The 24,295-nt window shown below is 38.1% G+C and carries 23 protein-coding genes; 13 read left to right on the plus strand and 10 right to left on the minus strand.

Annotated elements, in window-relative coordinates:
• Nucleotides 1-32 precede the first annotated feature (32 nt).
• Complete coding sequence (locus tag ACFIMC_RS02040) at nt 33-1,361, plus strand: dihydroorotase (RefSeq protein WP_375612943.1); 1,329 nt, start codon at nt 33-35, stop codon at nt 1,359-1,361.
• Nucleotides 1,362-1,778: 417 nt separating this feature from the next.
• Here ACFIMC_RS02040 and ACFIMC_RS02045 read toward each other — a convergent pair whose 3' ends face one another.
• Nucleotides 1,779-2,147, minus strand: a complete 369-nt coding sequence (locus ACFIMC_RS02045; protein ID WP_375612942.1) for a TIGR02301 family protein — start codon at nt 2,145-2,147, stop codon at nt 1,779-1,781.
• 497 nt (nt 2,148-2,644) lie between these two features.
• On the opposite strand from ACFIMC_RS02045, the gene cysS reads away from it, so the two are divergent.
• The 5 genes from cysS to pssA all read left to right on the plus strand — a co-directional run bounded on the left by cysS (nt 2,645) and on the right by pssA (nt 8,527).
• Nucleotides 2,645-4,153: a cysteine--tRNA ligase gene (gene cysS, locus ACFIMC_RS02050; protein ID WP_375611222.1), complete on the plus strand. Its 1,509-nt coding sequence runs from the start codon at nt 2,645-2,647 to the stop codon at nt 4,151-4,153.
• Nucleotides 4,154-4,192: 39 nt separating this feature from the next.
• Complete coding sequence (locus ACFIMC_RS02055) at nt 4,193-4,864, plus strand: DUF421 domain-containing protein (protein ID WP_375611298.1); 672 nt, start codon at nt 4,193-4,195, stop codon at nt 4,862-4,864.
• Between the two features lie 115 nt (nt 4,865-4,979).
• Complete coding sequence (locus ACFIMC_RS02060) at nt 4,980-6,863, plus strand: ABCB family ABC transporter ATP-binding protein/permease (RefSeq protein ID WP_375620728.1); 1,884 nt, start codon at nt 4,980-4,982, stop codon at nt 6,861-6,863.
• Between the two features lie 117 nt (nt 6,864-6,980).
• Nucleotides 6,981-7,679 (plus strand): phosphatidylserine decarboxylase, encoded by a 699-nt coding sequence (locus ACFIMC_RS02065; protein WP_375612939.1) that lies wholly within the window; start codon nt 6,981-6,983, stop codon nt 7,677-7,679.
• An 8-nt stretch (nt 7,680-7,687) separates the two neighbouring features.
• Nucleotides 7,688-8,527, plus strand: coding sequence for a CDP-diacylglycerol--serine O-phosphatidyltransferase (gene pssA / locus ACFIMC_RS02070; protein ID WP_375611225.1), 840 nt, complete (start codon nt 7,688-7,690; stop codon nt 8,525-8,527).
• 70 nt (nt 8,528-8,597) lie between these two features.
• On the opposite strand, the gene ACFIMC_RS02075 is transcribed toward pssA, so the two are convergent.
• The 9 genes from ACFIMC_RS02075 to rpsF all read right to left on the minus strand — a co-directional run bounded on the left by ACFIMC_RS02075 (nt 8,598) and on the right by rpsF (nt 17,521).
• On the minus strand, nt 8,598-9,347 hold the full coding sequence (locus ACFIMC_RS02075; protein WP_375613045.1) for an SDR family NAD(P)-dependent oxidoreductase: 750 nt from the start codon (nt 9,345-9,347) through the stop codon (nt 8,598-8,600).
• A 2-nt stretch (nt 9,348-9,349) separates the two neighbouring features.
• Nucleotides 9,350-10,843: an amidophosphoribosyltransferase gene (gene purF / locus ACFIMC_RS02080; RefSeq protein ID WP_375671823.1), complete on the minus strand. Its 1,494-nt coding sequence runs from the start codon at nt 10,841-10,843 to the stop codon at nt 9,350-9,352.
• 82 nt (nt 10,844-10,925) lie between these two features.
• A complete protein-coding gene (locus tag ACFIMC_RS02085; RefSeq protein ID WP_375612938.1) occupies nt 10,926-11,501 on the minus strand; it encodes a CvpA family protein in 576 nt (191 codons plus the stop codon).
• Nucleotides 11,502-11,643: 142 nt separating this feature from the next.
• Nucleotides 11,644-13,020, minus strand: coding sequence for a DNA repair protein RadA (gene radA, locus ACFIMC_RS02090; protein ID WP_375612937.1), 1,377 nt, complete (start codon nt 13,018-13,020; stop codon nt 11,644-11,646).
• A 6-nt stretch (nt 13,021-13,026) separates the two neighbouring features.
• On the minus strand, nt 13,027-14,517 hold the full coding sequence (locus tag ACFIMC_RS02095; RefSeq protein WP_375610161.1) for a replicative DNA helicase: 1,491 nt from the start codon (nt 14,515-14,517) through the stop codon (nt 13,027-13,029).
• A gap of 596 nt (nt 14,518-15,113) precedes the next feature.
• On the minus strand, nt 15,114-15,710 hold the full coding sequence (gene rplI, locus ACFIMC_RS02100) for a 50S ribosomal protein L9 (RefSeq protein WP_273791080.1): 597 nt from the start codon (nt 15,708-15,710) through the stop codon (nt 15,114-15,116).
• Between the two features lie 25 nt (nt 15,711-15,735).
• The gene (locus tag ACFIMC_RS02105; protein ID WP_375640129.1) at nt 15,736-16,716 is read right to left on the minus strand and encodes a hypothetical protein; all 981 of its coding nucleotides are present in this window, start codon (nt 16,714-16,716) and stop codon (nt 15,736-15,738) included.
• Nucleotides 16,717-16,865: 149 nt separating this feature from the next.
• Nucleotides 16,866-17,114, minus strand: a complete 249-nt coding sequence (rpsR, locus tag ACFIMC_RS02110; protein WP_012754957.1) for a 30S ribosomal protein S18 — start codon at nt 17,112-17,114, stop codon at nt 16,866-16,868.
• On the minus strand, nt 17,114-17,521 hold the full coding sequence (gene rpsF / locus ACFIMC_RS02115; protein WP_375612935.1) for a 30S ribosomal protein S6: 408 nt from the start codon (nt 17,519-17,521) through the stop codon (nt 17,114-17,116). The genes rpsR and rpsF overlap by 1 nt, the downstream gene beginning before the upstream one ends.
• Before the next feature lie 335 nt (nt 17,522-17,856).
• Between rpsF and ACFIMC_RS02120 the strand changes: the two genes are divergently transcribed.
• The 7 genes from ACFIMC_RS02120 to gmk all read left to right on the plus strand — a co-directional run bounded on the left by ACFIMC_RS02120 (nt 17,857) and on the right by gmk (nt 24,274).
• Nucleotides 17,857-18,444, plus strand: coding sequence for an undecaprenyl-diphosphatase (locus ACFIMC_RS02120; protein WP_375612934.1), 588 nt, complete (start codon nt 17,857-17,859; stop codon nt 18,442-18,444).
• A gap of 77 nt (nt 18,445-18,521) precedes the next feature.
• On the plus strand, nt 18,522-19,466 hold the full coding sequence (fabD, locus tag ACFIMC_RS02125; RefSeq protein ID WP_375612933.1) for an ACP S-malonyltransferase: 945 nt from the start codon (nt 18,522-18,524) through the stop codon (nt 19,464-19,466).
• 18 nt (nt 19,467-19,484) lie between these two features.
• Entirely contained in the window at nt 19,485-20,222 is a 738-nt protein-coding gene (gene fabG, locus ACFIMC_RS02130; protein WP_375612932.1) for a 3-oxoacyl-[acyl-carrier-protein] reductase, read from the plus strand.
• Nucleotides 20,223-20,483: 261 nt separating this feature from the next.
• Nucleotides 20,484-20,720 (plus strand): acyl carrier protein, encoded by a 237-nt coding sequence (locus ACFIMC_RS02135; RefSeq protein WP_004860281.1) that lies wholly within the window; start codon nt 20,484-20,486, stop codon nt 20,718-20,720.
• Between the two features lie 101 nt (nt 20,721-20,821).
• Nucleotides 20,822-22,084 (plus strand): beta-ketoacyl-ACP synthase II, encoded by a 1,263-nt coding sequence (gene fabF / locus ACFIMC_RS02140; protein ID WP_375612931.1) that lies wholly within the window; start codon nt 20,822-20,824, stop codon nt 22,082-22,084.
• A 96-nt stretch (nt 22,085-22,180) separates the two neighbouring features.
• On the plus strand, nt 22,181-23,290 hold the full coding sequence (gene mltG / locus ACFIMC_RS02145; RefSeq protein ID WP_375680709.1) for an endolytic transglycosylase MltG: 1,110 nt from the start codon (nt 22,181-22,183) through the stop codon (nt 23,288-23,290).
• A gap of 306 nt (nt 23,291-23,596) precedes the next feature.
• A complete protein-coding gene (gene gmk / locus ACFIMC_RS02150; RefSeq protein WP_375634333.1) occupies nt 23,597-24,274 on the plus strand; it encodes a guanylate kinase in 678 nt (225 codons plus the stop codon).
• Nucleotides 24,275-24,295: the final 21 nt, after the last annotated feature.

Here is a 24,295-nt window from a genome sequence, read left to right on the forward strand (position 1 = left end):
CGATAAGTGAGCAATATGTAAGGAGCGTGGTTATGTTTAAAACATTTGATACAATTTTTAAAGGTGCAACACTTGTGAATCATGATGGAAGAAGCAAGCGTGATATTGGTATTACAAATGGTCGTATTGCTGAAATAGGCGACCTTACATGTGCATCGGCTAGTGAGGTCATTGATTGTACGGGGCTTCATATTTTACCAGGAATTATTGATAGCCAAGTGCATTTTCGTGAGCCAGGAAATGAATATAAGGAGGATTTGGAAAGTGGCTCGTATTCTGCTGTGTTAGGGGGTGTTACGGCAGTTTTTGAAATGCCTAATACCAATCCATTGACAACATCAGAAGAAACATTAAGCGATAAGGTTCAACGCGCATTTCATCGAATGCATTGTGATTTTGCATTTTGGGTTGGAGGAACGCGTGAAAATGCTCATGAACTATCTGAATTAGAAAGACTTCCTGGTGCGGCTGGAATTAAAGTCTTTATGGGGTCCTCTACCGGTGATCTTTTGGTTGATGATGATGAAAGTGTACGCCTTATTTTGAAGAATACACGCCGTCGTGCGGCTTTTCATTCTGAAGATGAGGCGAGGCTCAAAGAGCGTAAAATATTGCGTATTGAAGGGGATGCATCGTCACATCCGATTTGGCGTGATGAAGTTGCGGCATTAAAATGTACGCAGCGTTTGGTAAAAATTGCTCATGAGACGAAGGCTCGGATTCATGTGTTACATCTTTCGACAGAAGAAGAAATTGATTTTCTAAAAAAACATAAGGATGTTGCAACAATTGAAGTGACACAACATCATTTGACGCTCACGGCTGATGATTATAAGAAGTTTGGTACATTAATTCAGATGAATCCGCCTATTCGTGAGCCGCGCCACCGTGACGCTCTTTGGTACGGTGTTCAACAAGGAATTATTGATGTCTTAGGTTCAGATCATGCGCCTCATACTCTTGAAGAAAAACTTCAACCTTATCCCTCTTCACCTTCAGGTATGACAGGCGTGCAAACAACAGCAGCAATTATGTTGACACATGTGAATGCAGGAAAAATATCTCTTGAACGTTTTGTTGATCTCACTTCACATGGCCCTAGTCGTATTTTTGGTATAAGTTGTAAAGGGCGCATTGCTGTTGGGTTTGATGCTGATTTAACCATTGTTGATCTTAAGCGAGAGGAAATTATTACGAATAGCTTAATTGGTTCTCGCGCCGGTTGGACACCTTATGATGGTCAAAAAGTTAAAGGTTGGCCTGTTGGGACTATTATCCGTGGTATGCGCGTTATGTGGGAAGGTGAAATTGTCACACCTTCACAAGGAGAGCCTGTTAAATTTATGGAAACTTTGGTGTAAACAGATTAAAATTATAAGTATGCCGTAAAATACCATCCTTTAGAGTGGTGATATAGGGTATGTCAGCCTCTTTGGTACATAAGTGTTTTTTTAATGAGTGGTGAATATTCTTAGGCTTGTTTGTAGAAACTATGCAGCAAATTACATGTGCTAGAAGCCAAGAGAAACCTTGTTCAACAAGAACCTAGATTATTTACAGAGCAAATTTAGTTAAAAATCTTTGTCCGTTAAAGTGTGGGGAGGAAGCCAAAGAACAGTTTTGTATGGGGAAAAAGGCGCATATGAATAAAAGCGTATCAAGACATTATTCTTTAAACGTCTCTCTATTTTCAGAGCTGGTTTATTGCTCCCCGCATTTGTGAAAGGAGTATCATTGATATCGCTAAGATTGAGAGAGCTACTTTTTGTATAGATTAATTATTTATAATGCATGAGGAGGTTTTCAGATAAAATTCTTCCTTCCTCAATGTATCTTTGGTTGGCTTCAATGGCTGCTTGTGTACAATGATGATAATTTTCTGAGAAAGCACGATACGCTTCATTAAACGCTTCATAAAAATAAGCACGTCTTTGTGGAATGGGGCGTTCTGCTTCAATCAGTGCATTCATATAGTCATACCATTGGTTTGTTGGAGGCTCGCAAAGATTTTGGAGAGAATGCAATGATCCCAAAATTTCTGCTAGTCGGAGTAATTTTTTTTCATAAGGTGGAGATTGTTGTGCAAAGGTTGGCATTGAAATGACAAGAAATATTAAAATAATGATGTTCATCAATCTATACCGCATTATTTTTATTGCTTTCTTTGAATAAAACTCTGTAAAGATAAAATAATTTTGTCATGAGAACGGTGTAAAAATAAAGTTAATTGCTACATTATTCTCAATTATTGATTATAAAATATAGGGCGTAAGAGGCAGTAAGGAACCCATTGTGGAATATTGAAAATACTGACGAAGCTTTGTGTGGTTAAAAATTTAAGATTTTCTTTCTGCAAACTATCTATTTTTCACATAGATTTATATTGTATTGCCTATAGATTTTTTTCTAAGCTCATTTTCTTTAAGGAGAGAAAGCATCTCTAATGATAGAACGCTTTTGTCCAATCAAATAAAATAGATTGTTTTTATGATAAACGATGGATACAGCCGTAAATACAATGGGAAAATGGTAAGAAGAATTTACTATAAGATACAAGTTTTTAGCTTAAACCGCGTAATACAATGATTTGAGATAAGATACATCTAAAAGGATCGGTGCATAATATCGTCCATGGAGTCAATAAATGAAAGAGTTGCGATTTTATAATACGCTAACACGTAAAAAAGAAAAATTTACACCAATAGATGCGACAAGAGTACGCCTTTATGTTTGTGGACCGACAATTTATGATTATGCGCATATAGGAAATGCACGTCCTGTTATTGTTTTTGATATTTTATTTCGCTTATTGCGTCATGTTTATGGCAATGAGCATGTTCTATATGCACGTAATATTACAGATGTCGATGATAAAATTAATGCACGAGCAGCTAGCGAATATCCAAACGTATCATTGAATGAGGCTATTCGTCACTTAACAGAACGTACATATTCTCAGTTTCAGCAAGATACCATAGCACTTGGTTGTCTGTTGCCAACCAGTCAGCCACGCGCCACTGAGCATTTAGAGGAGATGCGCTCTTTAATTGAAAGGTTGCTTGAAAAGGGGCACGCTTATGAAGCGGAAAATCATATATTATTTTCTGTAAGTAGCATAAAAAATCCTCCCCATTATGGGGCATTTGCAAATCGTTCTTTAGATGAAATGAGGGCGGGGGCGCGTATCGATGTTGCTGCTTATAAAAGGGAAGAGATGGATTTTGTTTTGTGGAAGCCTTCTGTGGAAGGAGAACCAGGTTGGAAATCACCGGGCGGAATTCCTGTTTTAGGTCGTCCAGGTTGGCATATTGAATGTTCTGCAATGTCAATGGCAAAGTTATTAGCGCCCTATGGCGGTGGTTTAACCTGTGATGATCCGACCGCCAATGTTTTTGATATCCATGGTGGTGGAATTGATTTAATTTTTCCTCATCATGAAAATGAGATTGCACAAAGTTGTTCAGCTTTTGGGACGGAGCGAATGGCTAATTTTTGGATGCATAATGGTTTTTTACAAGTTGAAGGCAAAAAGATGTCGAAAAGCTTTGGCAATTTCATAACTATTCGTTCTGTTTTAGAGAATAATTTGGGGGAGTTTAATGGTATTTTAACCGATGAAATGAAGCAAAATTGGGCTGGTTTGTCTGCGCGTTTTTCGATGTTGCAAACGCATTATCGTGAACCATTAAATTGGACAGCACAGCGTTTAATACAATCGAGCAGCGAACTGTATCGTTGGTATGAATGGCTTCGCAGCAAAAAGAGTGAGATGAAAAACAATGAAGCAATTGATGATACTTTGATAGATGCACTTAGTGATGATCTTAATACTCCAAAAGCACTGACTCTTTTGCGAAAATTTTATAAAGAAGGAAATGCTTTGGCTCTTCTGAATGGGATGAATTTATTAGGACTGTTAAGACAAGAATGGATTAAAGAAATAGATTGCCCATTATTTACGAGAAAAACTTTCCTTGATACAAAATTTATTGATCAGCGCATTGCCGAAAGACTAAGACTTATCCATAATAAAGAGTGGGAAGCTGCGGATACAATTCGTGATGAGCTTGCAGCCAAGGGGGTTCTTTTAAAAGACAGTAAGGATCCGCAGAGTGGTGAGCGCATAACTGTGTGGGAAATAAAGCGACACTAATGTCTCTATTCCAGCAGCTCCATAAAAAAGGAGAATATGATGGAATTTTTATATCATTATGGGTATGTTGCACTAAAACTAGTTGTAGGACTTATCGCTTTCCTCTTGATTTTAAGAACCACAGGTCGTGGTAGTCTTAGTCAAATGACGCCAGTTGATTTGGTAAGTAATTTTGTCATGGGAAGTATTATTGGAGGCGTTATTTATAGTCCGGATGTTAGCAGTATTCAATTGTTGATTGTCTTATTTATTTGGCAGACTTTAGTCACATCTCTTAATTTTCTGATGCGCTATTCAGTTTTTTTTCGTCGTCTTATTGCAGGACGACATATTGCATTGGTTTTAGATGGAGTATTTCAAGTGGATAAGATTAAAAAATTAGGTATCAGTGTGAATGATCTGATTACAATGTTGCGCATTAAAGGCTGTAGTTTACATGAAGCTGCTTTCGTTCGTTTAGAAACCAATGGCGATTGTTCCGTTATTAAAAAGGAAGAAGGAAAGAAGTCTATCATTTTAATACAAAATGGTGAAATTCTTGATAAGGGGCTGAAAGAGATTGGTAAAACAAAAAAATGGCTTCAGGCAGAATTGAAAAAAAAACATGTAAAAGTTGAAAATTTATTTGCAGCAGAGTGGTATGAAAATACAGATCAAAATAATAAATTGTATAGTGGATTATTTCTTGTTCCTTTTTCAAAAACAGTCTAACTTCAAAAAACAGGTAGGTATAGCTTATTGGAAGCCATAATGAAGAGATGAATCTATAAATAACCACAGAGGGTATTTTGCCTGTTTGTGCGGATGATAGAGAAGTAAGGACTTTATGAAACGCAATGAAATGACAAAAACTGTATCATCAGATACAGGGAAGACTCTGCACACACTTTACAATTTATGGCCCTATATGTGGCCGGTAGGGCGGCGTGATCTAAAAATGCGTGTGCTATGGGCAATATTTTATCTTGTTTTGGCTAAGCTCGTTCTCATATCTGTACCGTATTTATTTAAATATTCTACGAATGTGCTTGATTCAAGCTTTCAGCTACCTGAATGGTTCCCATCCAGTTGGATTATTCCCATCATGCTTGTTTTGGCATACAATGTCGCGCGTATTATGCAGGCTGGATTAAATCAATTACGCGATTCCCTGTTTGCCACTGTTGGTCAATACGCTGTTCGTCAATTAGCTTATAAAACCTTTGTACATATGCATGAGTTATCTTTGCGATTTCATTTGGAACGCCGAACAGGTGGGCTTTCTCGTGTGATTGAGCGTGGAACAAAAGGAATCGAAGCGATCGTAAGATTTTCAATTCTTAGTACAGTACCAACAGTTTTAGAATTTATATTAACGGCACTGGTATTTTATATAAGTTATGGGTGGCATTATCTTCTCATTGTTGTTGTAACGGTTGGATTATATATTTTGTTTACCATTAAGGCGAGTGATTGGCGTATTCGCATTCGACAAAAAATGAATACAGCGGATACTGAGGCGAATACTCGCGCTGTTGATTCTCTTTTGAATTTTGAAACGGTCAAATATTTTGGTAATGAAACTCTAGAAGCCGATCGATTTGATGCTTCTATGGTAGGTTATGAAAAAGCCGCAACAAAGATTTGGACATCTTTAAGCTGGCTTAATTTTGGTCAGACTCTTATCTTTGGTATTGGAATGACGATCATGATGCTGATGTCAGCTTATGAAGTTTTTTATAAGACACAAACTTTAGGAGATTTTGTTTTTATTAATGCGCTTTTAATGCAACTTTCCATTCCACTAAATTTTATTGGTTCAATGTATCGTGATATTCGACAAGGTTTAACGGATATTGAAGCAATGTTTGATCTTTTAGATGTTCAGAAAGAGATCGTTGATAAATCGGATGCTAAACCGTTAGAGATAAGCGATGGGACCATTTGTTTTCATCAGGTAAAGTTTTCCTATGATTCGAGACGTCAGATTCTCAGAGATATTGATTTTGAAGTTCCTGGAGGAAAAACAGTCGCTATTGTCGGTCCATCGGGTGCCGGTAAATCTACTATTTCTCGGTTGCTTTTTCGGTTTTATGATGTTGATGCAGGCTCTATCACAATTGATGGGCAGGATATTCGTGACGTAACACAAAAGAGTTTGCGTGAAGCGATTGGCATGGTCCCACAAGATACGGTGTTATTTAATGATACAATTGCCTATAATATTTGCTATGGGCGTCCAAGTGCTACAGATGAAGAGATGCGCAAAGCTGCTGAAATGGCACAAATATCAAAATTTATTGAAATTTTACCGGAAGGTTTTCAGTCTATGGTAGGAGAGCGAGGTCTCAAATTATCAGGTGGTGAAAAACAACGCGTGGCTATTGCACGGACACTTTTAAAAGCTCCTCCACTTCTTATTCTAGATGAAGCAACGGCGGCTCTTGATACGGCGACGGAACAGGAAATTCAACAAGCATTGGATATTGTAAGCCGTGGACGTACAACATTGATTATTGCGCACCGTCTTTCTACTGTTATCAATGCGGATGAAATTTTAGTTCTTAAAAGTGGTCGTATTATTGAAAATGGGACGCATACAGAGCTTTTACGCAAGAAAGGTCTCTATGCTTCAATGTGGAATAAGCAGCTTGAAGCATCGCAAGCAGAAGAAAAATTACGTAAAATGCGTGAAGAAGATGAGACGAGTGTTGTTAATCGTAAAAAATAAATAGAGCAAAATGTAATCTATATCTTTATATGGAGTGATTGATTAAATACATAAAAAGACACAAGAGGAACAAAAAGCTTTGTTGCTTGTTTAAGTTTACGATGAATAGGAAATTATATGAGTATTCTGCAATCTTTCCATAATAGCTTTGTAACGGTTCATAAAGAAGGTTATCCTTTTATTGTAGCGTTTTTTGTTATTTCGCTCATTCTTGGTTGGATATGGAGTCCGTTGTTTTGGTTTGGTCTCGTTCTCACGGTGTGGTGTGTATACTTTTTCCGTGATCCAGATCGTGTGATCCCTTTGAATTCAAATTGGGTTATGTCGCCTGCAGATGGGCGTATTTCATTTGTGGAATCATGTGTTCCACCTGAAGAATTAGGATTAGGGAAAGATGAAATGATCCGTATTTCCATTTTTATGGATGTTTTTTCATGCCATATTAATCGTATTCCTATCAGTGGTACAGTAGAGTCTATCGTTTATCATCCAGGTCGATTTACCAATGCTGACTTTGATAAAGCTAGTCAGTTTAATGAGCGTAATGGGGTGGTAATTGATAGCAAACATGGTAAAATTGGTGTCGTACAAATAGCGGGAATGGTTGCGCGCCGGATTGTTTGCTGGTCAAAAGAAAACGATGCCGTTATGACTGGTGAGCGATTTGGATTGATTCGTTTTGGTTCTCGCCTTGATGTTTATATACCAACTGAAATGAAATTGCGTGTTGCAGTTGGACAGACAGCAATTGCTGGAGAAACAGTTTTGGGTTCTTTTGATGATAAGAGTGCCACAACGGACTTCAGATACGATTAGGACTCACAATGAAAAATTTTTCGCCATTTTCTTCATTCAATCCTGAGGGGCAGCATGATGATGTTGCAAATCGGCGGCGTTCACCTACATCAATGCGGTATGTCATTCCCAATATCATTACTATTTTAGCAATTTGTGCAGGGATGAGCAGCATTCGTTTGGCTTTTGAACATCGCTATGAAGCTGCTATTTTAATGGTGCTTTTGGCCGCAGTTTTAGATGGTGCTGATGGTCGCATTGCCCGTTTAATAGATGGTAGTTCATCTTTTGGGGCACAGATGGATTCTCTTGCTGATGTTATAAATTTTGGTGTTACCCCTGCACTCATTGTTTATTCTTTTATCTTGAATCAAGCGAATCATATTGGGTGGGTTGCTGCCCTTGTTTATTGTGTTGCTTGTTGTTTGCGATTAGCACGTTTTAATGTGATGTTAGATAACCCCAATATACCTAAGTGGCAGAGAAGTTATTTTGTTGGTGTTCCAGCACCAGCAGGAGCATTATTACTTTTATTGCCTACCTATTTAGGCACTCTTGGTTTGGTCCCCAATTGGGGGTGGGCATTATTTTTTAGTCTTTATACTGTAATTATTGCTTTTCTTTTGATTAGTCGTTTACCGGTATGGAATGCAAAAACAATTGATCAAAATTTAAGGCGCGATATCGTTATACCTTGCATGTTGGTCATTGTTATTTATGTCGGTTTTCTTGCGACTTACACATGGGAAACTTTATTGATTACAGCTGTTAGCTATATGATTTTTCTCCCTTGTAGTTTTATCGCTTATAATAAACGTGCTACTTTAGAAGAGAAAAAGGCTGATGCTAAAGCTATCCAAGAATTATAAAGTGCTTCATTCTTCTGTCGAAAAGCACAGGAAAAAGAGAGAGTCAAACGATTTACTTCTCATATGATGATCAATCAGGTACATGATAATCTACAAACCGATTTTTATGGACATTAAAGAGTTTTCCAGTTTCCTTTAAATCAGGTGATAACAAATGGACTATCTTTTTTGCAACCTCTTGTGGTAAAGGAAGAGTTTGTGGATCTTCACCGGGCATAGCTTCAGCGCGCATGGCAGTGCGTGTGGCACCAGGGTTGACACAATTAATCTTAATAGGGGTTTGTTTGAGTTCTTCTGCCCAACAGCGGGCAATCACCTCTAAAGCCGCTTTAGAGGCTGCATAAGCTCCCCAGAAAGGGCGCGCAGCATGCGCAACGCTTGAGGATAACAGGATGGCTCGTCCAGCATCAGATTCACGTAATAAAGGCTCAACGGCTTTCATTAAGCGCCATTGGCTGAAAAGATTTATTTGAAAAACATCTTCAAATACCGTGTTTTCTATATGCGCTATTGGTGAGAGTGTTCCAAGAATTCCTGCGTTTGCAACGATAATATCAAGTTTTTTCCAGCGTTTGGCAATTGAGATAGCAAGGGTATCGATGTTTTCCATATGATGCAAGTCAAGGGGAACAAGGGTTGCATGAGCTCCTTTTTCTCGGATTTGATTATCTAATTCAGTAAGTCCACTGACTGTTCGTGCAAGAGCAATAATATGAGCACCGCGTGCAGCAAGCTCGAGTGCCAAATAATAGCCAATCCCTCTTGATGCGCCAGTAACAAGTGCAACACGCCCATGGAGACTAAAGTCACGTTTTGTCATCATTAATCTCTTGTTTTAAGAACAGATGATTGATGAATTTTGGAGAGATTTTCTTGATCAACCAGATGCGTAGGATAATATCCAGTAAAATAATGGTCAGTAAATTGTGGATCGGCGTTATTCCGTTTTTCCCCTGCTACAGCAAGATATAATCCATCCGTTGAAAGAAATTCTAATGAATCCGCTCCAATAAAATCACACATAGATTTTAAATCTGGATATTGATTTGCTAAAAGGTTTTCAGCTTTAGGTGTATCAATACCATAAAAGTCAGGATAAAAAATCATAGGGCTAGAAATGCGCATATGAACTTCTTTTGCTCCTGCATCGCGAAGCATTCGTACAATTTTAAGGGATGTTGTTCCACGCACAATAGAGTCATCAACCAGAATAACACGTTTTCCTTCAATCACAGGACGGTTTGCCGAATGTTTTAACTTGACGCCAAAAGCGCGAATTTGTTGTGTTGGTTCGATAAAAGTGCGGCCAACATAGTGATTACGAATAATACCAAGCTCGAAGGGAATTCCAATTTCTTGTGCATAGCCAATTGCGGCAGGTGTTCCTCCGTCAGGAACAGGAACTACAACATCACCCTTACAGGGGGCTTCTTGTGCTAAACGAATTCCCATATTTTTACGTGTTGTATAAACACTACGCCCTCCAACGATTGAGTCTGGGCGGGCAAAATAAACATATTCAAATAAACAAAGCTTTTCTGGTGTCTCATTTTCTGGTTTTATAATTTTTTTCGTAATTTCCCCATTTTTTTGTATTTCACATATGATGATTTCTCCATTTTTAACATCACGGACATATTTTGCTCCAATAATATCAAGAGCACAAGTTTCAGAACAAAAGATAGGCTTACCATCAAGTTCCCCCATCACGAGAGGTCTAATTCCTGTTGGATCGCGTGCCGCAATAAGCTTTGTACGTGTGAGCGCTAACATAGCATACCCACCTTCTACTTGCCGAATCGCATCAACAAAACGATCAGAGGACGATTCATAACGTGAGCGAGCGATAAGATGGAGAAAAACTTCTGAATCTGACGTTGATTGACAGATAGCACCAGAAGCGATGAGTTCACGGCGTAATGTGAGACCATTGGTAAGATTACCATTATGCGCAATAGCAATACCTCCAACTTTCAATTCAGCAAAAAGGGGTTGAACATTGCGTAATGCCACTTCTCCAGTTGTTGAATAACGGGTATGTCCAATAGCACGATTTCCTAGTAAGCGGGCAAGTGTTGCAGGGTTTGTATAGTGATCGCCAACAAGACCTAAATGCTTTTCTTGATGAAATATTTTATTATGGTAAGAAACAATCCCAGCTGCTTCTTGCCCACGATGCTGAAGTGCGTGGAGTCCAAGAGCTGTTAATGTTGCGGCATCTTCATGCCCAAGAATACCAAAAACTCCACATTCTTCATGAAGGGTATCATCATCTAATGAAAATTCTTGACAGAAAACATCGCTTTTTATCATCATATTCTTTCAGTTGTGATATGGAGGAATCATTAATATCACATTTTACATCATTTAGTTCTCTTTCCTCATGAAAAACTATTCTCTATTTTTTGAAAATTATCTTTTCATGAGAGTGTTGCTCATACGTAAGTTTATTGCTGTCTTTAAACAAATTTTCCGTCTTTTCGAGAACAGATCCAATATCTTTGGGGAGTATTTCCCAAACTTTTTGTCCCAATGAATCTAAAATAGGCCTTGTTTTTGCATTTTTTAACCAATTCGCTTGAAGCTCGGGTTTAATCAGTGCATTAATCAGCAACATACCGATGACCATGATAAGTAAACCACGAAGTGCTCCAAAAATAAAACCAATAGCACGGTCAAGGATACCAATTCGACTATCAATAATAAAATCAGAGATCTTCATTGTAATAATTGAAGTAATAATGAGAACAATAATAAAAATTGTGACCAATGTTGTGATCAATGCAATCATTTTATTAGAGAGATATTGTTCAAAGAAAGGTAAGACAGGTTTGAATAAAAACAGTGTCGTAACAGCTGCAACTGCCCAAGAAATCAACGATAACACTTCACGTGAAAATCCTCGAAGCATAGCAAGAAAAGCGGAAAACAGGATGATTACTACGACAATTCCATCAAGGATTGTTATGATCATTTGTTTGTTCCTTATACATAAAGTTGTGTTCTTTTAAGTCTGTGTGCAAATATATTTTTTGTTATGCCATTTTTTGTTCTTATAGCAAGGATCTTTTGTATTTTATAGAGTTTTTTCTATATTATCATATCTGTGGTGCAGATCATTTTTTACTTACGGTAAGAGTAGCAACGAGTTCGGGAAGGTCGGAGAAAGTTTTTTGTTGAAAGTTGAGCGACTTCATCATTTCGGTTGTTGTTGTGGGGTGAAAGGCTCCTTGAAAGCCGAGTTTTTTTGCTTCATTGATGCGCTGTGCTGAATGTGCAACAGCGCGGGTAGCTCCTGAAAGACTGACTTCACCAAAATAGACATAATCCGTTGGCAATGCGATATTGGCAAGAGAAGATACCAAAGCAGCGGCTACAGCTAAATCAGCAGCAGGTTCTGATATGCGATATCCACCTGCCACGTTCAGATAGACATCATGCTGTCCAAAACGAATGCCACAATGAGCTTCTAAAACAGCAAGAATCATAGAAAGACGATTTCCATCCCATCCGACAACCGCACGTCTTGGTGTCCCAAGGGAAGAAGGAGCAACAAGCGCTTGAATTTCTACGAGTATCGGGCGTGTCCCTTCCATTCCTGCAAAAACAGCAGCGCCTGGTGCTTTTTCATTACGTTCCCCTAAAAATAATTCAGATGGATTTATCACTTCGCGTAATCCTTTATCAGACATTTCAAAGACACCAATTTCATCTGTTGGTCCGAAGCGATTTTTTACAGTTCTAAGAATGCGATAATGATGTCCTCCTTCACCCTCAAAATAGAGAACGCCATCAACCATATGTTCAACGACTCGAGGACCAGCAATTTGTCCATCTTTTGTAACATGCCCAACAAGAACAACGGCGGCTCCTGTTTTCTTGGCAAAGCGGATCATAGCTTGAGCACCGATACGTACTTGTGTGACAGTACCAGGTGCTGAATCTGCTGTATCTGACCATAGGGTTTGAATCGAATCGATAATCACCATATCAAGGTTTTTATGTTCGCTTAAGGTTGCCAGGATATCTTCAACATTGGTTTCAGCAGCAAGTTTTACTTCTGTATTGTTAGCTTCAAGCCTTTGTGCGCGCAGACAAATTTGCGCAATAGCCTCTTCACCTGAAACATAGATGACATTATATCCTTTACGTGATAAAGCAGCGGCTGTTTGTGTTAGCAATGTTGATTTACCAATACCCGGATCACCTCCAACAAGGAGTGCTGATCCACGGACAAAGCCCCCACCGGTAACACGATCAAGTTCAGCAATACCAGAATGAATACGTGGAGCATCTTCGATATTTCCAGAAAGAGATGTGAGTGTGACAATGCGTCCTTTACGAGCATTCTGCTTAGGACCACTTCCTATGCCGCTATTTATAGTTTCTTCGATAAGGGAATTCCATTCCCCACAAGCGCTACATTTCCCTGCCCAACGAGAATGAATGGTTCCGCAATTTTGACAGATAAATTGAATACGATTACGCGCCATGTCGATTTAACCAATTTGCTCTGGAAGGTAATTGCTATCGGCCAGATCACTAAAGCGTGTGAAATCAGATTGAAAGGCAAGGGGCACGATTCCTGTCGGCCCATGGCGCTGTTTTGCAATAATAACGTCAGCTTTTCCAAAAGCTTTATCCATTATTTCTTGCCATTTCGTATGTTCCAAGCTACCTAGTTTTGGTTCTTCATTTTTGAGATAGTATTCTTCGCGATAGACAAACAGAACGATATCGGCATCTTGCTCAATTGAACCAGATTCACGTAAATCTGAGAGCTGTGGACGTTTATCTGTTCTATTTTCTACTTGACGAGAAAGTTGAGAGAGAGCGATAATAGGAATATTCAATTCTTTTGCTAATGCTTTTAATCCTGTGGTAATTTCTGTGATCTCTTGAACACGATTTTCTGATGAACGCTTTGAACTGCTTGTCATGAGTTGGATATAGTCAATAAACAAGATATCTAAACCATGTTGCCGCTTGAGACGCCGCGCACGAGCAGCTAATTGCGTAATTGATATTCCCCCAGTTTGATCAATATAAAGTGGTGCCTTTTGTAGTTGGTTCACCGCACGAATAATTTTTGAAAATTGTTCATCTGAAATATTGCCACGCCGAATATCAGAAGAAGAGACTTCTGTTTGTTCAGAAATAATACGGGTTGCAAGCTGTTCGGATGACATCTCAAGTGAGAAGAATCCCACAATGCCGCCTTCATTTTCTTGGATATTGGCATTACGATTATAAGCATTAGCAATATTAAAGGCAATATTGGTAGCCAGTGAGGTTTTACCCATACCAGGGCGGCCCGCAAGGATAATTAAGTCAGATGCTTGTAATCCTCCCATTTTTTCATCAAGTGTTTTAATATGGGTGGCTATCCCTGATAATTGTGAAGAGCGCTTTTTCGCAGCACTTGCCATATCGATAGCTTTTTTAATAGCCTCATTAAAATTTTCAAATCCACCTCCATATTTCCCTTTTTCTGCTAGCTCAAATAACTGATTTTCAACAGTTTCAATTTGTTGGGTAGGTGTGAGTTCTACAGGAGCATCAAAGGCTGTATTGACAACTTGAGTTCCAAGGTTAATCAAAGACCGTCGGATAAAGAGATCGTAAATGACGCGTCCATAATCTTCAGCGTTAATAATAGTGACTGCCTCTGTGGCTAAGCGAACAACATATTGGTATACAGTAATATCTCCAATTTTTTCTTCCATTTGGATATAGGGCTTGATTGTAACTGGATCTACACGTTTTCCTATTTTAATAAGGTGAGATAAAACATGATAAATTTTTTGATGCAATGGTTCAAAAAAATGTTCTGGTTTTAGAAAATCTGAAACGCGGTCAAGAGAATCATTGTTGATAAAGATGGCACCAAGCAATGCCTGTTCAGCTTCAATATTATGCGGAAGTTGCCGAAAAGAAGGAGAATCCTCTTTCTTTGAAGAGCTGACATTAACAACGTTAGTTTCTTCCATAATATTTTTCCACTAAAATTCTAAGTCTAGCTACTTTAGGCGATAAATTGAAAATCGTATAATTAAAAGAATAGAGCTACAAATCTTCATTTTAAGTTAAAATTATATAATTTTTTAAAACTCTCTTTTCGTTCCTCATTTATCATTTGTGTATTATTTATATAACGTCTATCTATTTCATTTTATAATATGTGATTTTAAAGTGGAAGTTTTGCTACTCTAAATTTAAGTATTTTTAAGTTACTTAACCTTAAAATTCCAATATCTGTGTAAGTAGAATTATTTTTTTTATAACTGAAATTATTTCAGATCATGTAAGGATATAATCAACTTAACGCTCATACAAACTTTAGCCTTAAGGGTAGAACTTTAAATTATTTTTGCTTTATATGCTGGAAAAAAAAAGACATTTCACTCTTAGTGATATTATCATTCTCGGCATGTAATGCCTTTAAATAATATATTTCTAATTCTTTCATAAAAATTAGGTTCTTTATGTACGATAGCCATAAAATACTCACTTTTAAAGTGTGAGTATTTTATGAGCGATATTTAAAATGGAATAAAAAATATAAAACAGAAAGCAAAAATAGCAATTAAGCTTCTTGATGAGAACTGTTTATATCGTTGTCATTAATTTCTTCTGCCAATAATTCCTCCTGACTTTCTTCTAATAATTCTTCTTGAATATTATATATTTCTTTAGCCGAAGTGAGGGTTTCACCTTCTGCTTGGCGTTGTGCTTCACTGGTAGAACGCGCAACATTAATAATCACAGAAATTTGAACCTCTGGATGTAAGCTAAGAGTGATAGTGTGAAGACCGATCATTTTTATTGGATGATTAAGTTCGATTTGATTTCTTCCAATAGAAAAGCCTTCATCTGTTATGATTTCAGCAATATCACGTGTTGACACAGAACCATAAAGTTGTCCCGTTTCACCAGCAGAACGAACAACAATGAATGATTGTCCATCAAGTTTTTCAGCAATTTTTTGCGCTTCGCTTTTGCGTTCAAGATTACGTGCTTCAAGTTGTGCACGTTGTACCTCAAAATGTTTTTTATTAGCTTCATTTGCGCGTAAAGCTTTACCTTGAGGCAAGAGAAAATTACGCGCATAACCATCTTTAACTGAGACAATATCACCCATCTGACCAAGACGAGGAATGCGCTCAAGTAAAATAATATCCATAGTTTTTCCTTTCGAACAAATAAATTTAGTGGAGTTTTTTGCGTGATTGAAAATTGTATTGAATAGCAGCCCAAATTCCCATCAAAAGCATCATGAAAACAATAGGTGGAGTAAAAACGACTGTAAAAATAGCAATATAAACAAGAGAAAGTATAATAATCCGACCGTTTACCCCTTTTGTAATATTGTGAAGATATGCTAGACCGCTAATTAATATGATGACAGTGTATGCAGTACTAAAGGCAAGGGTACTCAAGTTAAGAGAAGCGCTCAACTCAATCATCGATGCTATGCAAACAATAATAAAAATAATAATTCCAGAAATTGGAAGGCGGAGAGTTTGGCTCCAATCATCACGGGGTCTTTTCAGCCATTTCATATGTTGTGCTGCTATCATGGAAAAGTAAAGGTTACCAATGAGAAAAACCAAACTATAAATAGTCAAAGAAAAAGCAGTAAAAGTTGCTGTATGCGTCATTAAAAGCTCATTAAAAGCGCGTATATCGGCTTCTTTTATTGACTGTGTTTGTTGCAGAGTTTGTGCTATGTTTTCGGTGATTTTTTTTGCAACGATGGGTGTGGAAGGACGTGTTTGAACATAGAGCCCAATGAAAGTTGCTATAAGAGCGATAAAATTAGTTAAATGAAAAATAACCGATGATAATGGATACCATATCAGTTCGTTTTCTTTTTGCGCTGGTCGTGCAAGCCCAAGAAGCCAAGAAGCATAGACAGCAGGAAGGAAAAATAAGAACATAAAGCCAAGAGCAATATAGGTATTAGTGGTTATGATAAGAACAACAGTGGCACTTATGAGGGCGATGAGACTGGCTAATGTTCCTTGACCGAACGCAACAATAAAAATTGGCAATGAAAGAAAGCAGCCAAGAAGAAGAGAAAAAAAGGGCGCGATATTTGCAACACTGATGATTGCCAGTCCTATCACAACAGCAAATAATCCTGCCAAAATACCGGTTAATATCTCATAAGTACGATTTTTTTTCATTTATTGCTGTCCTGCTTTCTGCAGTTAGAGGCGTGTCAATACCCCAACTTTGACATTTAATAGCTTAACATAGGATACAACAAGCTATTTTTTAACCATATAAGAAAAGCAACTGGAGAAACTCTCCAGTTGCTTAGCGTATTGATTGCTTACTTTATAACGTACGGAAGTAAGCCTAAAAAGCGAGCACGTTTGATAGCATTAGCTAATTCACGCTGTTTTTTCTGACTAACAGCAGTAATCCGTGAAGGAACAATTTTCCCACGTTCGGAAATATAACGTTGTAACAACTTGATGTCTTTATAATCAATTTTGGGAGCATTGGTCCCTGAAAAAGGACATGTTTTACGACGACGATGAAAGGGGCGACGTGCAGAGTTTTGATTAGTATCAGTCATCATTCTACCCCTTCTATAGTATTTTCACGTTGACGACGTGGAAAACGAGGACGCTCTTCATCATGTCCAATGTGACTATTGCGATCAAGGTGTGAGAGCATAGCAGATTTTTCTTTTTCGTGTTTTTCTACGCGAATGGTCATATAACGCAAAATATCTTCATTGATGCGCATCTGACGCTCCACTTCAGCAATTGCTGAAGCTGGTGCATCAATATTGACTAAGACATAATAAGCTTTACGGTTTTTACGAATACGGTAAGCAAGAGGACGAAGTCCCCAATTTTCTATACGCCCAACTTTTCCACCATGCGCTTCAATGACACCTTTGTAGAGACTCAAAAGTTCATCAACTTGCTGCGGTGCAATGTCTTGTCGGGCAAGGAACATATGTTCATAAAGAGCCATTGTTTTGCCTTTCTTCAATTAAATTTCACCGGTTTTAGCGCAAAGCCTCTGCGACTTGTCTTTTTTGGAAATCCAAAGAAGAAAGGACGCGTTTACAATTCGAGACATCTCAGAGCGGAGATACGGGAGGCCGGAAACATTGTATTTCCTACTGATATTTTACAGCCCTCCGTTCAACCTCCAGCTAAAGTGCCGGCAACGAATATTTCATATCTACAGGTTATCTTTTAAAATAGCAAGTTTATGCACACAAAAAAATTGATTTGTTAAATCTTGATATATTTCCTTCTTCTACAAAAAGATAATACTGTAATATAAAGGCAAAGGAGGGAAAAATGGACTTTTTAAACCAGATTGATGTTACACTCTTTGAAATGTTTGTCGGCAATCATCAAGCTTGGTCGATTGTAGTTTTGTTTAGTATTTTTTGTGCAAAGTTTTTAATTTATATTATTCCTCTCCATCTTTGTGCGTTGTGGTTTTGTGGTGGGGAGAGGGAACGGTGTGTTGTGCTAAGCATTTGCATGAGTATTTGTGCATCTCTTTTCATAGGTTATCTCATTTCTCTTTTTTATTTTCATCCTCGCCCATTCGTGGTAGGGCTGACGACACCGCTTATTCAACATCGTGCAACAGCTTCTTTTCCTAGTAATCATGCCTTGACCATTGCATCTTATGCAGCTAACTTTTATTTTTACCGATACAAAGTTACTTTTAAATTTGCCACCGTATTTTTGTGTTTGATCTGTTGGGCGCGCATCTTTGTGGGTGTACATTATCCCTTTGATATTTTAGCAGGTGCACTTTTAGGAAGTCTCATAAGTTTGGGTGTTATTCAGTTTATAGCACCCTATTTTCCTAAGTTTTTATATCAAATTCCGCCCTTAAAATATAATTTTAGGTGTGGTATTCGTTTTAAATAAAGGGCTTTATATTGATTTGTGCGGATGAATAAGGTCAAAAGAAAATAATTTAATTGTACAGTTTTAGGAGTTGATAAATGGGTGCAGCTTTTATTTTTCCAGGGCAGGGGAGTCAACTTGTTGGTATGGGGAAAGCGCTTGCAGAGCAATTTATTGTCGCACGGATGGTTTTCGAGGAAGTTGATGATGCTTTGGGTGAGAAATTATCAAAGATCATTTTTGAAGGACCAGCAGATGTTTTAACGTTAACAGCAAATGCACAACCGGCATTAATGGCTGTATCTATGGCTGTCATTCGTGTGATGAAACAATTAGGGCTTCGTATAGAAGAAAAGGTAAGGTTTGTTGCTGGTCATTCTTTAGGCGAATATTCGGCTCTTTGTGCTGCTGGTACATTTACTCTCACAGATACGGCAAGACTTTTGCGTATTCGTGGCAATGCTATGCAGGCTGCGGTCGCGGTTGGTGAAGGTTCTATGGCTGCATTAATTGGTTTAGAAGAGCACATTGTGGAAGAAATTTGTGAAACTGTTTCTGGAGAAGGACTATGTCAGATTGCTAATGATAATGGTGGTGGGCAAATTGTTATTTCCGGTAAAGCAAAAGCAGTTGAGGCAGCGGTAGAGATTGCATCAACAAAAGGTGCAAAACGTGCACTTCTTCTTCCTGTTTCTGCACCTTTTCATTCATCTTTAATGCAACCTGCTGCTGATGCCATGAAGAAAGCACTTTTGACTGTTAACAAAATGTCCCCTATTGTTCCTTTGATTGCCAATGTTTCTGTTGCACCTGAGAGCAATCCAGAGCGTATTACTACTCTTCTTGTCCAACAAGTGACTGGGAGGGTGCGATGGCGTGAAACAATAGAATGGATCGCTGCTAATGGAGTTGATACGCTTTTTGAAGTTGGTTCTGGAAAAGTATTAACAGGTTTAACGCGTCGTATTAACAAAGATATAAAGGGGGTAACCATTGGAACAGTTGATGAAATAGAATCAGCGCTAGGTATGCTCGGCGTTTAATCTATAAGGAGTTAAAAAATGTTTAGATTAACAGGACGTAAAGCTCTTGTAACGGGGGCTTCGGGAGGAATTGGTGAGGCAATTGCACGCTGCTTTCATGCACAAGGAGCCATTGTTGGACTTCATGGAACACGCGAAGAAAAGCTTAGAGAAGTGGCGGCAGAATTAGGGCAGAATGTTTTTGTATTCCCCGCTAATCTTTCTGAACGCCAATCGATTAAACAATTGGCTGAAGTTGCAGAAAGAAAAATGGATGGCGTCGATATTTTGGTTAACAATGCGGGAATCACTAGGGATGGTCTTTTTGTGCGTATGCAAGATAAAGACTGGGATGATGTTTTAGAAGTTAACCTAACAGCTGCTTCTCTTTTGACGCGTGAATTAATACATTCTATGATGCGCCGCCGTTATGGAAGGATTATTAACATTACATCTGTTGTTGGTGTTGTGGGAAACCCTGGACAAACGAATTATTGTGCTGCAAAAGCAGGCTTGATAGGTTTTTCTAAAGCATTGGCACAAGAAATTGCTTCGCGAAACATCACTGTCAATTGTATTGCTCCAGGATTTATTAAATCCGCAATGACAGACAAGCTTAATGAAAAGCAAAAAGAAGCCATTATGGCTGCGATTCCGATGAAACGTATGGGAAGTGGGCAAGAAATAGCCGCTGCTGCTGTTTATTTAGCAAGCGATGAAGCAGCCTATACGACAGGTCAAACACTCCATATCAATGGTGGAATGGCAATGATTTGAGTATTTATTTTATTCCACATTGATTTATGAGTTGTATTATTTTAGATAGTAACGATTGAAATGGATAGATGCATCTATTTCTTTAATATGGTCGTTGATCAATTGATGTCGGAATGTCAGATTGGTTCATTTTGTAGGGGATATCCACAGGATGTTTTAAATCATTACTAAAATCTTTTAAAGTAATGCATCTATTGCTTGATTAGATGAACCGATATAGTTAACCAAATTATAGGAAAATATAAATTCGAGGATTTCAACATGAGTGATACAGTAGAGCGCGTTAAGAAAATTATCGTGGAACATCTTGGGGTTAATGCTGATAAAGTTGTAGAAAATGCAAGCTTTATCGATGATCTAGGGGCTGATAGCCTTGATACGGTTGAACTCGTTATGGCTTTTGAAGAAGAGTTTGGGGTAGAAATTCCAGATGAAGCTGCTGAAACGATTTTCACAGTTGGCGATGCAGTCAAGTTCATTGATAAAGCTTCTGCGTGATTACTAAAGGGCAAAGGCATAAATTGCTTTTGCCTATATTCTTCGGAGCTCTTTTGAAAAGAGAGCTTTGAGAGGTGAAGTTTAGTTCAAGGTTAGAAGTTATGAGGCGTGTTGTTGTTACTGGTTTAGGGTTGGTATCTCCATTAGCTGGTAATACTGAATATAGTTGGAAACGACTTCTTGAAGGAAGAAGTGGTGTCCGACGTATCACTGAGTTTGATGTGTCAGATTTGCCATGCCAGATTGCTGCGCGTATCCCCTTAGGGGATGGAACAGAGGGGACTTATAATGCTGATTTGTATATGGAACCTAAAGAGCAACGTAAAGTTGATGCATTTATTGTTTATGCAATGGCAGCTGCTAACCAAGCGCTTGCAGATGCCGAATGGTTTCCTAAGAGTGATGAAGATCAGATTTGTACAGGCGTGTTAATTGGTTCGGGAATTGGGGGAGTTGAGGGTATTGTTGAAGCTGGTTATACGCTTCGTGATAAGGGCCCACGTCGTGTTTCTCCTTTTTTTATTCCGGGTCGTTTGATTAATCTTGCTTCTGGTTATGTGTCTATTCAATATGGTTTACGGGGGCCTAATCATTCTGTTGTAACGGCTTGTTCAACAGGGGCGCATGCGATTGGTGATGCGGTACGTTTGATTATGTTTGGTGATGCAGATGTCATGGTGGCAGGGGGAACCGAATCTCCAATAAATCGGATATCTCTTGCAGGTTTTGCAGCTTGTAGAGCTCTTTCCACTTGTCGCAATGATGATCCTGAACGGGCGTCACGTCCTTATGATACTGATCGTGATGGTTTTGTGATGGGGGAAGGAGCAGCTGTTGTTGTTTTAGAAGAGCTGGAACATGCCAAAAAACGAGGAGCGCGTATTTATGCTGAGGTTATTGGCTATGGTTTATCTGGTGACGCTTACCACATTACAGCGCCTTCAGAAAGTGGTGAAGGGGCTCAGCGTAGTATGATAGCTGCTCTTAAGCGTGCACAAGTGAATGTGAGTGAACTTGATTATATTAATGCTCATGGTACATCTACGATGGCTGATTCCATAGAGCTAGCGGCTGTTGAGCGTGTTTTAGGGAGTTATGCACCACAAGTTTCTATGTCATCAACGAAATCATCTATCGGGCATTTACTTGGTGCAGCCGGTGCTGCTGAGGCTATTTTTTCTATTTTAGCTATACGGGATAATATAGCCCCAGCGACACTTAATCTTGACAATCCATCGATTGAAACGAAAATCGATCTTGTACCACACAAACCGCGTGAACGAAAGATTGATACGATTCTTTCTAATTCTTTTGGATTTGGTGGGACAAATGCATCGTTGGTGATGCGACGTTTTAGGGGATAATAAGTATTTTTATTTAATTTTTGCTTTTGAGTTTTCTACTTTATTATAAGGTGAATGAGAAATTATAATATTATCCTTAATCGCTATTGAGGGGTTATGTCCGATGTGAAAAATGGAAAATCATTAAAGGACGTAAGTGATTCCTCTTCGAATCATTTAGCAGATAGTTATGACATGTTAATACATAAAAAACGAAAGAAATCATCTATCGTCCGTAATCCGTTGGTCATTCTCGGTCATTTTTTTCTTATGCTGATTGTGATTATTCTTTTTGCCATAAGTATTCCTCTTTATATTGGAAAAAGTATTTTTGAAGAAAAGGGAAAAATTGAGGAAGAACAAATTGTTCTTATCCATCCTGGTACCGGAATTCGTGAAATTGCTTCATTGCTAGAAAAACGTGGTTTCATTCGATCATCAGATATTTTTGTTTATGGGGTTGGTTATCACCAAAAAACAACGCATCTGAAGGCTGGTGAATATTTAATTCCAGCTCATGCTTCGATGCAGGATATTATGGATATTCTTGTGAAAGGAAAATCTATAGAGTATACATTTACAGTACCTGAAGGTTTAACGGTTCAGCAAGTTTTCGATCGATTAGCTGCGAATGAAATTTTGATTGGAGACCTTCCAAAAATTTTGCCTCCAGAAGGCTGTTTAATGACGGATACGGTTCGTTTTATTCGGGGGACAACGCGTAAAGAGATTGTAAATAGATTGCGTGAAGGACAGACAAAATTAATTCATGCTATATGGGCTACGCGTTCACCTAGTTTACCTATTAAATCAATTGATGAATTTGTTATATTAGCCTCAATTGTTGAGAAAGAAACGGGAATTGCAGCAGAAAGACCAATGGTTGCTGCGGTATTTTATAACCGCCTTACAAAGCATATGCGTCTTCAATCGGATCCAACAGTAATTTATGGTCTCTTCGGAGGAAAAGGAAAACCATCCGGTCGTGCGATTTATCGTTCAGATCTTGAGAAGGAAACACCATATAATACTTATAAAATTAATGGTTTGCCCCCAACGGCTATTGCAAATCCAGGTCGAGATTCTTTGAAAGCGGTGGCACATCCACCAAGCAGTGATGCACTTTATTTTGTTGCTGATGGTTCAGGAGGGCATGTTTTTTCTCGAACTTTAGAAGAACATAATATGAATGTTCGCAAGTGGCGAGAATTAAAGGCAAGACATTGAATTTATAGTGATAACACATCTTTTTGCATCGTAAATGAAAGTCTCAAATATAGTAAAATTTTTCTATTTAAACTTTTTATGAGAATGATAAAAAATTATTTTCTTGTCTGTCACAAGTGGGAAGTGGGATTAGCGTATGGATAAAAATATTTAAGAAAGACGTGAATATACTGCTAATACCTTATCTCAAAAAAGAGCAGAATAACATTGAGAATTTCTAAGAAAACACATTGATTAGGGGATAGGTTGAGATAATGTATAATTCAAATTTTGGAGAAACATTTATGAACAAAGTAGAGTGATGTAATGACAGTCTTTGAAAGTAAATTGAGTACTATAAAAATGAATAAACGCCGCGGTTTTTTATTTATTCTCTCTTCGCCTTCAGGTGCTGGAAAATCAACAATTTCTCGATTACTTCTAAAAGAGGGACAATTAGAGCTTTCCGTAAGTATGACCACAAGGAAAAGGCGTCCTAGTGAAGTAGATGGGCTGCATTATAACTTTATTTCAAAGGAAGAGTTTGAATATAAGCGTGATAGAAATGAATTTATTGAATGGGCAGAAGTTCACGGAAATTATTACGGCACTTTACGTGAAACTGTTGAAAACGCATTGAATGCTGGCCATGATATGTTATTTGATATTGATTATCAAGGTACCGAGCAGCTACAAAAAAAGATGCTAGGAGATACTGTATCTGTTTTTATCCTTCCACCATCAATGAAAGAGCTTGTTTCGCGTTTACATCGTCGAGCAGAAGATAGTCAAGATATCATCAATTTGCGATTAGAAAATGCACGAACGGAGTTAAAGCATTGGCGTTCTTATGATTATGTTGTGATTAACGAAGATTTAGATCAGTCTTTATCTTTTATTAAATCAATTTATTTAGCTGAAACCGTAAAACGTGAGCGTTGTTCTTATCTTGGATCTTTTGTTGATGGGCTTATTGCTGAAAAAATCGATAAATGTTGTGATTAAAAAAGGTTTTATAACACAAAG

The sequence above is a fragment of the Bartonella sp. AP21QHHD genome, assembly GCF_042196205.1.
In the GTDB taxonomy this organism is placed as follows: domain Bacteria; phylum Pseudomonadota; class Alphaproteobacteria; order Rhizobiales; family Rhizobiaceae; genus Bartonella.

Excerpts from the sequence above, each read along its gene's own strand:
- ACFIMC_RS02040 (WP_375612943.1), top strand. The coding sequence starts at position 33 with ATGTTTAAAACATTTGATACAATTTTTAAAGGTGCAACACTTGTGAAT.
- ACFIMC_RS02045 (WP_375612942.1), bottom strand. The coding sequence starts at position 2,147 with ATGCGGTATAGATTGATGAACATCATTATTTTAATATTTCTTGTCATT.
- cysS (WP_375611222.1), top strand. The coding sequence starts at position 2,645 with ATGAAAGAGTTGCGATTTTATAATACGCTAACACGTAAAAAAGAAAAA.
- ACFIMC_RS02055 (WP_375611298.1), top strand. The coding sequence starts at position 4,193 with ATGGAATTTTTATATCATTATGGGTATGTTGCACTAAAACTAGTTGTA.
- ACFIMC_RS02060 (WP_375620728.1), top strand. The coding sequence starts at position 4,980 with ATGAAACGCAATGAAATGACAAAAACTGTATCATCAGATACAGGGAAG.
- ACFIMC_RS02065 (WP_375612939.1), top strand. The coding sequence starts at position 6,981 with ATGAGTATTCTGCAATCTTTCCATAATAGCTTTGTAACGGTTCATAAA.
- pssA (WP_375611225.1), top strand. The coding sequence starts at position 7,688 with ATGAAAAATTTTTCGCCATTTTCTTCATTCAATCCTGAGGGGCAGCAT.
- ACFIMC_RS02075 (WP_375613045.1), bottom strand. The coding sequence starts at position 9,347 with ATGACAAAACGTGACTTTAGTCTCCATGGGCGTGTTGCACTTGTTACT.
- purF (WP_375671823.1), bottom strand. The coding sequence starts at position 10,843 with ATGATGATAAAAAGCGATGTTTTCTGTCAAGAATTTTCATTAGATGAT.
- ACFIMC_RS02085 (WP_375612938.1), bottom strand. The coding sequence starts at position 11,501 with ATGATCATAACAATCCTTGATGGAATTGTCGTAGTAATCATCCTGTTT.
- radA (WP_375612937.1), bottom strand. The coding sequence starts at position 13,020 with ATGGCGCGTAATCGTATTCAATTTATCTGTCAAAATTGCGGAACCATT.
- ACFIMC_RS02095 (WP_375610161.1), bottom strand. The coding sequence starts at position 14,517 with ATGGAAGAAACTAACGTTGTTAATGTCAGCTCTTCAAAGAAAGAGGAT.
- rplI (WP_273791080.1), bottom strand. The coding sequence starts at position 15,710 with ATGGATATTATTTTACTTGAGCGCATTCCTCGTCTTGGTCAGATGGGT.
- ACFIMC_RS02105 (WP_375640129.1), bottom strand. The coding sequence starts at position 16,716 with ATGAAAAAAAATCGTACTTATGAGATATTAACCGGTATTTTGGCAGGA.
- rpsR (WP_012754957.1), bottom strand. The coding sequence starts at position 17,114 with ATGACTGATACTAATCAAAACTCTGCACGTCGCCCCTTTCATCGTCGT.
- rpsF (WP_375612935.1), bottom strand. The coding sequence starts at position 17,521 with ATGGCTCTTTATGAACATATGTTCCTTGCCCGACAAGACATTGCACCG.
- ACFIMC_RS02120 (WP_375612934.1), top strand. The coding sequence starts at position 17,857 with ATGGACTTTTTAAACCAGATTGATGTTACACTCTTTGAAATGTTTGTC.
- fabD (WP_375612933.1), top strand. The coding sequence starts at position 18,522 with ATGGGTGCAGCTTTTATTTTTCCAGGGCAGGGGAGTCAACTTGTTGGT.
- fabG (WP_375612932.1), top strand. The coding sequence starts at position 19,485 with ATGTTTAGATTAACAGGACGTAAAGCTCTTGTAACGGGGGCTTCGGGA.
- ACFIMC_RS02135 (WP_004860281.1), top strand. The coding sequence starts at position 20,484 with ATGAGTGATACAGTAGAGCGCGTTAAGAAAATTATCGTGGAACATCTT.
- fabF (WP_375612931.1), top strand. The coding sequence starts at position 20,822 with ATGAGGCGTGTTGTTGTTACTGGTTTAGGGTTGGTATCTCCATTAGCT.
- mltG (WP_375680709.1), top strand. The coding sequence starts at position 22,181 with ATGTCCGATGTGAAAAATGGAAAATCATTAAAGGACGTAAGTGATTCC.
- gmk (WP_375634333.1), top strand. The coding sequence starts at position 23,597 with ATGACAGTCTTTGAAAGTAAATTGAGTACTATAAAAATGAATAAACGC.